Below are 12,158 nucleotides of genomic sequence, written 5' to 3' on the forward strand. Positions count from 1 at the left end.
TCCCTTACCATGAACCGCCTATATCTCTACGCGGCTTTGCTGCTGCTCACCCAATGTTCCAAGTGCAAAGACGACCCGCAGCCCAAGAATCCAGAGGACGCATTGCCCGCCGCCACGCAGGAAGGCAAGAACACCTTCGGCTGCCTCGTCAACGGGCAGGCTTGGACGCCCAAAGGCAGCCTAGGCGGCGTGCCCAACTTCTACGTCAGCTACGACCCCACCTACGCAGGGGGCACCATCGACATCCGTGCCTACCGTTTGCCTAACTCCGACGATAGTCGTAGGCAGCGCATTACCCTAGGTGGAGGTGATATAAGCCATGTAGGCACTTATGCCTTGGTTGTATCAGACGCAAGAGGCGCCTCTTTCTACGACGATTTCCGCCCCAGTAGCTGCCAAGAATACCGAAGCGCCGACCCTTTGGTGCATTGCCAGGGCACGCTGACGCTGACGCGCTTGGACGCGGCGGTGGCTTCGGGCACGTTCGAGTTCGTGCTGGCCAAGCCGGGCTGCGATACGATCAAGGTCACGCAGGGGCGCTTCGACCGCAAGCTCTGACCCTTCTTTTTTCATCCCGACTCCTTCGTCGCGTATGCGCAAAATCTACCTGTGTGTAGCCCTGCTCTGGCTGGGCCTTACTTCTGCGTGGGCCACCACCCCGCCCGACTCCTTGAGGCTGCGGCTAGATTACCTCTTCGCCCCGCTCGACAAAAGCCAGGTGCCCACCGGCTGCCTGGCCGAGTACGCCACGCCGCTGCTCACGCTCGCGCCCTTCGCCGGCGCGCTCACCGACAGCAGCCTGACCAACGCGCAGGCCTGGCGCATGCTCTACGCCACCTGGGGCAGCAGCCGCCTGGCGGGCAGCAGCGCCCTGCCCGGCCTGGAGGACGTCGACACCCGCTGGGACGCGGCCCAAACCGCTGCGCCTGCTAGCATCCCGGTGGCCGTGCAGCGCCTGGACTACGCTACGTTGCGGCCCGACGCGCTGACGGCCGGTCTGCTCACGGTGCAGAACGAGCAGTTCCACGACGTGGCCGGCCGTTCGCAAAGCCCCTACCTGCGCCGCACCCTCTTCGCCGCTGCCCCCCTGCGCAGCTACGACCGCGACGGCGTCCTCTCGCTGATTTTCCCCAGCAACCTGCACCTGCGCACCAGCGGCTACCCCACCGCCCTGCAGGTGGATTTCGGCGACGGCAACGGCTACGTGCCGGCGGCCCGGGACCAGCCCATCGAAGCCTCCTACACCACCGAGGGGGCCAAGCGCATCAAAGTGCGCGTGACCTACAGCAGCAGCGCGCCGCCCATGCCGGGCAGCATCCGGGTCGCGGCAGCAGCCCCGCAACCCACTTTTACGGTGCTGGAAAGCTGGTTCGACGTGCAACTCAACGGCATCGGCTGCGCCGGCTGCCGCTACGACTTGCGCGGTGATTCCGTCCTCTTTTCCCCTACCATCGACCGGCACGAAGGCGCCATCGCCTTCATTCGCTACGGCGGTAACCATACGCCAAACGCCCGGCCCATCCAGCTGGTCAAGCCGCTGATTGTGGTGGAAGGTTACGATGTATCCGGCATTGCCTCGAAATTCCCGAACCTTTCCATTCGGGACTTTTTGGATGATATAGATAACGATGGCCCTTTCAACCTTCGCAATGCGCTGGACAACGGCGCACTGGGCACCATCGGCAACTACGACATCGTCTACATCGATTTTTTGGATGGCACGGACGACATCCGCCGCAACGCGGCGGCGTTTGAGAAAGTCGTGCGCTGGGTGAATCAGCACAAAGTGCCCGCTACGCCGGGCGGGCCGCTGGAGCCGAACGTGGTGCTGGGCATCTCCATGGGCGGGCTGGTGGCCCGCTACGGCCTGGCCGAAATGACCAAGCGCGGCAACGACGATCCGCAGACGCGCCAGTTCGTGACCTGGGACAGCCCCCACCGCGGGGCCAACACCCCCCTGGGGGTACAGTCCTTTACCCGCGCCATGAATCATTTCCTGACGGCTTACACCATTGCCGGGCCGGCCGGCGGCATCGCCCTGAGTATTGTGTTTCCGCAGATTCGCCAGCTCAAAGACGTGCTGGAAGCGCCCCTGTCGCGGCAGCTGCTGCTGCAGTACGCCACCAACGCCAACGGCGGCTACGCGACCAACACCTTCCTCGACGGGGAGTACCGCTCGATGATTACCTTCGGCCCCGGCGACCCGGTGCCCGGCTACACCTTCAAGGCGGCCAGCCTCGGCTCGCAATGCGGCACCGACAACGGCTTGCAGTCCTACCACGAATTGGCCCGGCTGGAAAGCGGGATGTTTCTGACCCCGCTGCCCAGCATCGGCCGCAGCGACCTGCGCGTGCAGGCCATCATCAATTCGGTGCCGAACTTTGGGGGCGCCCAGCGCATTTCGCTGCTCAAGCTATACGCCAAGTACCGCATCCTTGGCGTCAGTGTACAGGCCAACCTGTTCCGCGAAGCCGCCGACTCGCCGCCCAACGTGCGCGACTGGGACCGGGTGCCGGGTGGCCTCTACAACGTAGCTGGTTATGCTGGAATTGAGCCAACCGCTCCTGATCCATTCAACTGGCGTAACCTGTTTGGGTTCGATTTGCGTCTGGACGCCGTCGACGCGTTCTGCTTCGTGCCCACCTTCAGCGCGCTGGACGTGCCGGAGCAGACCAACGCCAGCATCTTCGGCGTCTATGCCAACGGCGGTTCTTCCGCCCGCCGCCCGCTGGCCGAGCGGTTTATCGCCCAAGGGCCCTTGGGGGGACGTTTTAACCAGTTTCACCCCACCTTCAACGCCCGCAACAGCGAGTGGCTGTTCCGGGAAATCCAGAACCTGGGGCCGGCCGGCAACTTCTGCACCCTCGACTGCAACCCCTTCCCGGACCTGCGCATCGCCGGCGACGAGCTGATCTGCGCCAGCGGCCCGAACAGCGCGGGGCACTACACCATTGCCAACCTGCCGGCCGGGGCCACCGTGAACTGGTACGTCGACCCGCCCGGCGCGCTGACGCCCACCGGCCCCAGTACCGGGCCCGCGTTTGACGTGCAGTACGCCGGCCCCAGCGCCGCCGATGTCACCATCCGCGCGAACGTTGGGTTCTGCGGCACGCCGCTGGCTTTCCCCGTGGCCATCGGCCAGGGCCGCCTCGACATCGAGCCGATGGCGGACCCGGTGTGCGCCGGCGACAAAATCATTGCGGACGCGCGCACGGTGGGTGTCGGTTCCACCGCCCGCTATACCTGGAAGGTGGACGGGGTGGTCCGGGGGGCGCTGACCGGCAGCCACTTTGTGCACCAGCTCTACGACCTGAACGCCACCGGCTCGGTGCTGGTGGAGGTGAGCGTGGCCGATGACTGCGGTGGCCTCCTCACGGCCCAGCGCTACGTGCAGTTCGCGCCCTGCCCCGGGCCCACGGCCGGCCGTTACGCCGTCTACCCCAATCCCGCCGCCGACGACGTGACCGTGGAGGAAAGCCAGCAGGCCGCCTTCCAGGCCACCCTCTAGGACGCGCAGGGCCAGCCCCGCCGCCAGCACAGCGCCCCGCAGGGCCGCCTGCGCCTCGACACGCGCACGCTGCCCGCCGGCCTCTACCACCTGCAGCTGCGCCGCGGCCAGCAGGTGGAACACCGCCAGATTCAGGTCACGCACTAATGCGCAAAGGAAACGATCTGTTTGGCATACCCCAAGCCCGTCCCTCTCTGAGGGACGGGCTTTTTCGTGATGACTCCAGGTGCAGCAACCCACTAGGCATCGCTGGTCCACAGGTTATTCCAATGTGTTGTGCAGACCGGCTTGCCGGAGCAGCAAATGAGTCTGGCCCCGCACGGTTACGGCGGCGTGGTCTCCGGTCCGTTTGCGTTGATGGGCTACCGCTTCAGCCGCCGCTTGGCAGGCTAGCGCTTCTAGCGCCTGCAGAAGAGAACGATTGCGGCCCGCCCAATGAGCGAAGGCGCCGTATTGTCAGGGGTTCCACTAGAGTAGGAACGAAAACCGACGCTAAGCAATTCGGGCATTGGTAAAGGCACATGACTTCACCAAGACTGGGCGAGGCGGTCCCTTATTGGGTCCGCCTCGCCCAGCAAGCTAGTGAAAGGGCCGTTAGTGCGTGACGCTGAGTTTCTGGGTAGCCACGGGGCGGCCTTCCAACAGGAGCGAACAGGTATACAAACCCGCCGGCAGGCTGGCCAGCGGCACCGCTACCTCGGTCTGCCCTGCCACCACAGGGAATACGCGAATTGTGCGGCCGAGCGCGTCGCGCAGGGTAAGCGTGGCGCCGCGGCCCAGGCCGGGCGGCAAGACCACCTGCGCCGTGGCACCGGCGGCCGGGTTGGGGTACACGACCAACGCGCCCAGGCCAGTGGCGCCGCGCGCGGCGGTGACCTGGCGCGGGGTGGTGGCGCGCAGGCGCGCTATCCAGGCCGCGTTGGGCGTCAGCCCGCCCGCCGGGGCCGAGCCGCAGACCACGGCCACCGAGTCGCCGGCCACGGGCTGCCAGTCGTAAGCGCGCAGATAGGGCGTGCCCGCCGCGGCCGGCAGCTGGCGCCGGCTCAGCCACTGGCCCGTGGCCGAGAGCCGGTGCACGTACAGGTAAGGCGAGTACTGGGCCTCGGGGCGGTTGCCGCCGAACTCGTCGTAGGTGGCCGCCAGCAGCGTACCGTCGGCCTGCCGGTACACGCGCAAGCCAATGATAAGGGAGCTACGCCCGTTGGGCAGGCGCGTGCGCCAGAGCACGTTCAGGGCCGTGTCCACGGCCACCACCCACGCCTCGCTGTCGGTGGTGCCCGTGGGGCGGTTGGGCGCCTGCACGTCCACCCGGCAGTTGAGCACGTAGCCTTCGCCGTTGGGCAGCTCCAGGGTGCGGCCCCAGAGGCGGTTGTACAACTCCTTGCTGATTGAGTCCTTGAGGATAACCATCCGGCGGCGCCGCTCCCGGCCCAGCGAGTCGAGCAGCAGCAGCGTCGGGTGCGCGGCCACCTGCCGGTACTGCGTCGTGCCCGTGAGCAAGTAGCCCCCGCCCGGCCGGGCCAGGATGTCCGTGCCCACGGCGTTGCCATAAGATGTGAGCGAGTTGTAGGTAGCCTGCCAGCGCACGGCGCCGGCTGTATCGGTGCGCATCACCTGCATGCGTTGGGGGGTGATGCCGGAGCCGGCAATGCGCTCCAAGGCATAGCCCGCCAAGGTAAACCCACGCCGGTCGGGCAACACGCACGAGGGCAGAAAGCCGGCCGACGCGGCGTCACGATAAGTAATACCCGGCAGCGTGTCGCCGGTGGCCCGAATTTTCTGCAGAAAGGGCTGCGGATTGATTTGCCCGTTGACCGGCGGGCCGTGGCGGCTGCCGACGAACACCCAGCCGCCGCCCCAGGGCTGCACGTCCTGTTCGCCCGAAATCATTACCCGCCCGCGCCGCTGCCACACGACGTTGCCGGCCGTGTCGTAGCGGGCCAGCAGGTGCGGAAAGTTCGGGCTGGCCTGCGCGTTGCCGGTGGCCACGTAGCCACCCGCCGTCGGGCGCAGCCAGATGAAGAAGCTTTGCGTCACCGGCGCGGGCAGGCGGATGCTCTGCTCCCAGGGCGGCCCCACGCGCTGGGCAACCGCTTGGCCGCCGGCTAGCAGCCACAAGAACAGCGCGGGCAGCCACGCCGCCCGCGCCGGTAGGTACTTACTCATGGCCTACTTGCAACCGTTGTACGCTCACCGGACGGCCGCCGACCACCAGCGTGCAAACGTAGAGCCCCGGTGTTACCCCGGTCAGCTCCAAGGTCGTCTCCCGGCTGCCGGCGGCCAGTGGCAGCGTGCGCACGGCGTTGCCCGTGAGCAGGCTGCTCAGGCGCAGCTCCGCGCTGGCCACGCCTTTCGGCAACGCGTACGCCACCTGCACGCGCCGGCCCGCCGGGTTGGGGTATAGGTCCGTCAGCTGGCCTTCCACGGCCACGCGGCGCAGCCCGGCCGGGGCCGGCGCGGCTCGTTCGCTGGTCGGCAGCAGCTCCAGGCCGGGGCAGTAGTAGCGCAGCAGCACGGCCGCCGGCTCGGCCGCGCCCGTGCCGGTCAGGGCCACGTGGCGCAGGGCCAGGCTGTCGGCGGCGGCCAAGGCCTCGCCCGGCCCCGGCCGCACCGTGCGCAGGCGTTCCACCACGGCCAGGTAGCTGGCCCAAGCGCGGCTGTCGGCGGTGCCGTTGCTCACCAGATGCGCCCGCACGCGGGCGGCCCCGGCCACGTCGAGGCTTTCGTACGTGTAGTGGCGCAGCAACGGTAGCGCCAGCTCGTTGTACGCGGCGGCATTGGCCGTGGGCAGGCTCAGCGCGTAGGTTTCCAGAGCAGCCGTCAAGCCCAGCGCCAGGTGCTCCCGGGCAATAATGGCGGTGTATTGACGCAGGCGCTCGGCGGGCGCGGCCTGGCGGCGTACCGTATCCATCAGCGCGGTTACGTAGCTGCTGAGCGTGCCCGTGCCGCGGTTCACGCCTACCACGTCGCTGAAGCCGCGCCCCAAGCAGCCGTTGCCGGTGCCGCCGGGAGTAGGCGTAACGCCGGTATTGTTAACAAAACCGCTCGTACCACCATCAATGGCCAGGACCAATTCGTCACTTGAATTGTAACGATTGTATGTAAAGAAGCCATTTGTGCCATCATTGGTCACCTTCGAGAAGGTCCCACCCGAAGCAGGCACGAACTTATTGCCTGCCGGCACGGATGCCGTCCCCTGATCCTGCAAAAAGGCGCCGCTCTGAATCCAGAGGCCGCGCATGCCGTTGAGCGCGGGCGGGGCGATGGTGTTGCACTCCAGGGCAAAGTTGGCACTCACGCCGGGATTGGGCAGGATGCGGAAGCCATTGGCGCAGTTGCTGAGGACGTTGGTATTCACCGACACCGGCTGGCTCGTGCCGCGCAGGCTGATGCCGTAGGTCAGGTCGGTGAGCGTCTGGCCGGTGAGGTTGGCGGCCATGTCTTCCACCAGAATGCCCGTTTGGGCCCGTTTCTGATTAGTCAGTGTGTCCTGCCCCCCATCACCTTGCACCGTCACTTTCAGGAGCGGGTTGGTATGCCGGCGCAGTAGGGCGCCGTAGGCGGGCGTGGTGGCGCTCAGTTGGGGCGTGGTGACGTTGTTGGTGATCAGCTTCACCGAGCCGATCAGCCGGGAGGTCGGCGCTTCGTCCAGCCAATACCCCACTACCTGAATGCCTTCCAGCTGGTTTTGCTCGAAATCAATATCCGCCGACTTGGTCACGGTGTTGGAGATGCCGTACAGCGCGTTGTGAAGCAGGTTGTGGTCCACCTGCACGTCCGTGGCGCCGTCCAGCGGGCACAGCGCATTCAGACGCAGCCCTTCGTAGGTGAATATCAGGTTTGCCGCGCCACTGCCGGAGTTGCTGAAGGGCGCCAGCATGGGTTGGGAATCGGAATACAGCAGGTTGTAGGAAATGGTGCTGGCGCCTGGTCCGCCCGCGGCCCCGTCGTGGCGGCCTTCGTCGTACACGTGCTGGTAATTGCAATAGAAGACGTTGCGCTCCAGCTGGTAGTGGCTCACTTTGGAGCTGGGCAGCACGTAGACGGCGACGTAGGCTTGTCCGATCTGGCAATCCAGCAATTCCAGGCGCTGGCCCGCCACGTCCGGGTCGAGCTCGAAGCCGCGCCACATAAACGAGCACGCCGCCCGAAACTGCGCCTGCTCGGCGTGGAAGACGGCGTTCTTGCCCAGGCGCAGCTTCCGGCCGGTGACTTTGGCCGGCACGCTGCGCCCCAGCCCGTCGATGTAAAACACCGTGCCGGGCCGCACGTCGACGTAGCCGTTCTCAAACACCAGGTCGCCGACGACGTGGTACGTGCCCGAATACGTCTGGTTGCCGCTGATGACGGTGGTCGTCGTGGCGTTGCCCAATACCGGCACGTTGCTGGCGAACGTGCAGGGGCCGACGTTCCAGCTGACGTTACCGGGCACTTGCGCGGCCACCGGCGCGGTGCTTAGGTAGAGCAACCAGCCCAGCAGGCCAGCCAGCAGCCGTACCGAAACACGGGACGCGGTCTGCAGCCGCGTCGGGGGGGGGGTAATTCTGAAATGCATAAGCAGGAAAAAGATTGAGGGTGAAGACTAAATGCGGGCAAGCTAAGCGAAAAAAGATACCCAGCGTGCGTAAAAACGACTTGCGATCCCATTAAATCGCTCATTTCGGGCACAGTAATAAAACCGCCCGTTCCGTACGGTCTAGTGCGCTTACACGGGGCCGGGCAGTTCTCGTTTCCCGCTGCGGGACAGCAGCTGTCACCGCATTGTAAACGACGCACACAATCGCACCGCTCACCACGCGCCCTGTTCCGGCAACCAACCAGGAGGGGTTTACAATTGCGCCGCCATCGAGCGCATTATACAAGGGTAGGGTCGCCACGCCCAGGGACGTGTGTGGAGTATAGCCGGCACTGCTGAGCACGACTTCGCCAGCGAAGGTTGTCGTGTAGGGACAGCACCTGCCCACGCTGTGTGATGCGCTCTACGAGTGGCTTATGGCGTACCACCTGTAAACGAACCGGCCGCGTTTACGACTGTACGTTACCGGATCGCATTGCCGACGGGGACCTCCACCCGTTGCGCGACCCCGCCCGTTGGGAAGAACGCTTGGCCGAATTTCCTTAGCGTTGGTTTTCGTTCCTACTCTAGTGGAACCCCAGTACCTGGTGCGCGGCGGGCAGCTGCTGTTTGCGGCCACGGTGTCGTTTATCGTATGGTTTCTCACCGCGCTGGCCGGCTAGCCCTGGCCCCGCTGCGCCGTCCGCTGTTTGTGGCCGGCGCCGCCCTGTACGGGGGCTACCAGCTGCTCAGCCGCGGCCTGCACCAGCCGCTGCCCGGCTGGGTCACGAGCTGGCTGGCCGATGCGCTGGCCATGCCCGTCATTCTCACGCTGGCCCTGGTGGCCCAGCGCCTGCTGCGCCGCCGCCCGCGGTTTGTGCTGCCCGACGGCTGGCTGCTGGCGGCCTGGCTGTACGTGAGCGTGTGGTTTGAGCTGCTGGCGCCCTGGCTGCGCCCCGCCCGCTACACCGCCGACTGGCTCGACGTGCTGGCTTACGCCGCGGGCACCTGGGCCTTCCGCCGCTGGCTGAACCGGCCGTAAGTCCCGCGCCGCCTGCGCCCGGCCCAACCCCGGCCCCGGCCTTTGCCGTACAACCTTACTCCCGCCCGCCGCGCCCCGTGCGCGGCGGGCGGTTTGTTTCCCCCAATTCTTCACCCATGATTCTGACCGATTTGCACCGGGTCATCAATACTTACTGGACCCAGTTTCTGTACCTGCTGCCCAAGCTTGGCGTGGCGCTGGTGCTGCTCATCATTGCCATCTTCGTGGCCAACCGGCTTAGCCGCCTCATCGGCGGGCGGCTGCAAAACCGCTCCCACGACCCGCTGCTGGCCGAGTTTCTGACGCGCCTGACCAAGTGGGCCCTGCTGCTGGTGGGCCTGATGCTGGTGCTGCAGGTGCTGGGCATGACGGGCGTGGTGAGCGGGGTGCTGGGCGCGGCCGGCCTAACGGCCTTCGTGGTCGGCTTCGCCCTCAAGGACATTGCCGAGAACTTCCTGGCCGGCATGGTGCTGGCCTTCAACCGCCCCTTCCGCATCCACGACACCATTCAGATCAAAGACAACAAGGAGCTGATGGGCCGGGTGGCGGCCCTGAACCTGCGCACCACCGTCATTCAGACCTTCGACGGGCGCCACATCTACCTGCCCAACGCCATGGTGCTGCGCGAGGCGCTGATCAACTTCACCCGCGACGGCTACATCCGCCCCGATTTTCAGGTCACCGTCGACCTCGGGGCCGCGGGCAGCTCCGAGCAGGTGCAGCAGCAGATCATGCAGGTGGTGCGCGCCTCCCCCGACGTCATCGACGAGGAAGCGCACAAGTGCTACATCATTCTCGACAAGGCCGAGGGCTCCAAGCTGACGCTGCACGTGTATTTCTGGACCAGCGCCGAGGACTACCGCCGGGGCGTGCTGGAGCTGAAAAGCGAGCTGATGCAGGCCGTGCGCCAGCGCCTGGGCGAACTGGGCTACCCCGAACCGGCCACCGTGGGCTAAGCCCCGGCGGGCCAACGCACCCCGGCATTGTACCTCTGAACGTCAGCCCTTAACCACCGACAGCGGCGCCCGGCTCAGATCTGCCCGCGGGCGTGGCGGCTCACCAGCTCGGTGCGCGAGCTGACCTGCAGCTTGCGGTAGATGCGCTTGACGTAGGTGCGCACGGTTTCCACCGAGAGGTCGAGGCGAGTGGCCACCTGCTTGTCGCCGAGGCCGTCGACGATGGCCTGCACCACTTCCCGCTCGCGCTCCGAGAGCAAATCGGACTGCGTGGCGGGGCTGGGCTTGAAGTGGGCCAGCACCTTGCGGGCCACGGCCCGGCTCATGGGCGCACCGCCGCTCACCACTTCCAGCACGGCGGCCTTGATGTCGGCCAGGGGCGTGTTTTTGAGCACGTAGCCGGAGGCGCCGGCGCAGAGGGCGCGGTAGATACGGTCGGCGTCGTCGAACACGGTTTGCATCAGCACGTCGGCCTCGGGCAGGCGCTGCTTGATGATGGGCAGCGCGTCGAGCCCGCTCATGCCGGGCAGGTGGATATCGAGCAGGACAACCTGCGGGGCCGCCGCCAGATCGGGCAGCTCGGCCAGGAAGGCCTCCACCGAGTCGGCCACGAGCACGCAATTCAGCTCGGGCTGGCGGCAGAGGTAGCCGCGCAGCAGCTCGCGCACTTCGGGGTCGTCTTCGACCAGGGCCAGGCGGATGGGATTCATGGGGGCAAAGGACGGGGCTTCCAGGGGCGCAACCAAGCCGCGGCACGTCCCCAAATGCGGTACACGCGGGAGTTGCGAGTGGGATTTTGCCTTGCCAAGTTTGCACCGTCGACCCGCCCTGCCCCGGGCGCTTTCCCGGCTGCTTTTCTCCTTTCCCTCTCTTATATGAACCCACGCTTTACCCTGCTTCCCCTGGCCCTGCTGACGCTGCCGGCCCTGGCCCAGTCGCCCATCACGCTCACCCAGGCCACCTTCCCGGCTTCGGCCGCCACCGTGGAGCGCTACCAGGACGCGGCCCTGCCCGCGGGCCTGGGTGCCCCCACCACCGGCGCCAACCAGGCCTGGGACTACCGCGGTCTGACGCCCAGCGGCGCGGCCTACAACCTGCTCAACCTCTCGGTGCCGCCCAGCCCGGCCTTTGCCGGCGCGCAGTGGACGCGCGCCAACAGCAGCACCGTCGGCAACCTGTCCTACGTGCTGACGACGTACTTCAACCTGGCCGCCACCGGGCGCATGGCCCTGGGGCGCAGCATCATCCGCCAGCCGTTTTCGCTGGCCGCACGCACCGGGGGCGCCAACGACTCCATCGTGGTGAGCCGCCAGAACGTGCCCTACGGCGGGCCCGGCGGCATTGCCGACTTCCCGCTGCCGCTCACGGCCGGCAGCCGCTCGCAGCAGAGCTTCCGCGTTGGGGTGACGGGCACGCTGACGGTGGCCGCCGCGGGCCTGACGCGCGCCCCGTTTCGCCTGGTGCAGCGCTACACCTACGTCGACTCGGTGGCCGGCTGGGGCACGCTGCGCATCCCGGCAGCGGGCCGCCCCGCCGGCTCCGACCCGCTGCCGGTGCTGCTGGTGCGCAGCCGCACCATCCGGCAGGACAGCGTGTACCTGAACGGCCAGCCGGCCCCGGCCACGCTGCTGGCCGCCTTCGGCATGACCCAGGGCCGGGTGACCACCTTCTTCCTCGACCACTTCTGGCGCACGGGCTCGGCCCAGCCGCTGCTGGAGCTATTCTACCCCAACCGCCAGTACGCCACCCCGAGCTTCGCCGACTATTCCACCGAAAGCAACCTGCTGGCCGCGCAGGCCTCCTCGGCGCTGGCGGCGCAGTGGCAGGCCTGGCCCAACCCGCTCACGGCCGGCCAGCCGCTGCGGCTGGCCCTGCCCGGGGCCCAGGCCGCGCAGCCGGTGCTGCTGACGGTAGCTGACGCGCTGGGCCGCGTGGTGCTACGCGAGCAGCTGCCGCTGCTGCATGGCGGCGCTACGCTGCCGGCCGAGGCGACGGGGCAGCTGCGGCCGGGGGTGTACACCCTCACGGTACGGCAGGGCGCGCATCAGGCCCGCACGCAACTGCTGCGCCAATAGCAGGCGGCGGCAACCCGCGCCC

At 67.1% G+C, this 12,158-nt stretch carries 8 protein-coding genes; 5 read left to right on the top strand and 3 right to left on the bottom strand.

From position 1 onward, the window contains the following. Positions 1-9 precede the first annotated feature (9 nt). A complete protein-coding gene (locus DLM85_RS05665) occupies positions 10-558 on the top strand; it encodes a Riean_0653 family protein (RefSeq protein WP_111477071.1) in 549 nt (182 codons plus the stop codon). A 34-nt stretch (positions 559-592) separates the two neighbouring features. Then, positions 593-3,508 (top strand): lipase family protein, encoded by a 2,916-nt coding sequence (locus tag DLM85_RS05670; protein WP_111477072.1) that lies wholly within the window; start codon positions 593-595, stop codon positions 3,506-3,508. Between the two features lie 594 nt (positions 3,509-4,102). On the opposite strand, the gene DLM85_RS05675 is transcribed toward DLM85_RS05670, so the two are convergent. Next, complete coding sequence (locus tag DLM85_RS05675) at positions 4,103-5,674, bottom strand: T9SS type A sorting domain-containing protein (protein ID WP_111477073.1); 1,572 nt, start codon at positions 5,672-5,674, stop codon at positions 4,103-4,105. Further along, on the bottom strand, positions 5,667-8,063 hold the full coding sequence (locus DLM85_RS05680) for a hypothetical protein (protein ID WP_133256923.1): 2,397 nt from the start codon (positions 8,061-8,063) through the stop codon (positions 5,667-5,669). Before DLM85_RS05680 ends, DLM85_RS05675 begins: the two co-directional genes overlap by 8 nt. Before the next feature lie 655 nt (positions 8,064-8,718). On the opposite strand from DLM85_RS05680, the gene DLM85_RS05685 reads away from it, so the two are divergent. Both DLM85_RS05685 and DLM85_RS05690 read left to right on the top strand, forming a co-directional pair. After that, a complete protein-coding gene (locus DLM85_RS05685; protein ID WP_133256924.1) occupies positions 8,719-9,105 on the top strand; it encodes a hypothetical protein in 387 nt (128 codons plus the stop codon). 116 nt (positions 9,106-9,221) lie between these two features. Then, the gene (locus tag DLM85_RS05690; RefSeq protein WP_243635870.1) at positions 9,222-10,061 is read left to right on the top strand and encodes a mechanosensitive ion channel family protein; all 840 of its coding nucleotides are present in this window, start codon (positions 9,222-9,224) and stop codon (positions 10,059-10,061) included. 74 nt (positions 10,062-10,135) lie between these two features. Here DLM85_RS05690 and DLM85_RS05695 read toward each other — a convergent pair whose 3' ends face one another. Beyond that, positions 10,136-10,771, bottom strand: a complete 636-nt coding sequence (locus tag DLM85_RS05695) for a response regulator (RefSeq protein WP_111477077.1) — start codon at positions 10,769-10,771, stop codon at positions 10,136-10,138. Positions 10,772-10,936: 165 nt separating this feature from the next. On the opposite strand from DLM85_RS05695, the gene DLM85_RS25720 reads away from it, so the two are divergent. Next, positions 10,937-12,136 (top strand): hypothetical protein, encoded by a 1,200-nt coding sequence (locus DLM85_RS25720; protein WP_207890958.1) that lies wholly within the window; start codon positions 10,937-10,939, stop codon positions 12,134-12,136. Positions 12,137-12,158 lie beyond the last annotated feature (22 nt).

This window comes from Hymenobacter edaphi (assembly GCF_003258365.1).
Classification (GTDB): Bacteria; Bacteroidota; Bacteroidia; order Cytophagales; family Hymenobacteraceae; genus Solirubrum; species Solirubrum edaphi.

Excerpts from the sequence above, each read along its gene's own strand:
- DLM85_RS05685 (WP_133256924.1), top strand. The coding sequence starts at position 8,719 with ATGGTTTCTCACCGCGCTGGCCGGCTAGCCCTGGCCCCGCTGCGCCGT.
- DLM85_RS25720 (WP_207890958.1), top strand. The coding sequence starts at position 10,937 with ATGAACCCACGCTTTACCCTGCTTCCCCTGGCCCTGCTGACGCTGCCG.
- DLM85_RS05665 (WP_111477071.1), top strand. The coding sequence starts at position 10 with ATGAACCGCCTATATCTCTACGCGGCTTTGCTGCTGCTCACCCAATGT.
- DLM85_RS05690 (WP_243635870.1), top strand. The coding sequence starts at position 9,222 with ATGATTCTGACCGATTTGCACCGGGTCATCAATACTTACTGGACCCAG.
- DLM85_RS05695 (WP_111477077.1), bottom strand. The coding sequence starts at position 10,771 with ATGAATCCCATCCGCCTGGCCCTGGTCGAAGACGACCCCGAAGTGCGC.
- DLM85_RS05680 (WP_133256923.1), bottom strand. The coding sequence starts at position 8,063 with ATGCATTTCAGAATTACCCCCCCCCCGACGCGGCTGCAGACCGCGTCC.
- DLM85_RS05670 (WP_111477072.1), top strand. The coding sequence starts at position 593 with ATGCGCAAAATCTACCTGTGTGTAGCCCTGCTCTGGCTGGGCCTTACT.
- DLM85_RS05675 (WP_111477073.1), bottom strand. The coding sequence starts at position 5,674 with ATGAGTAAGTACCTACCGGCGCGGGCGGCGTGGCTGCCCGCGCTGTTC.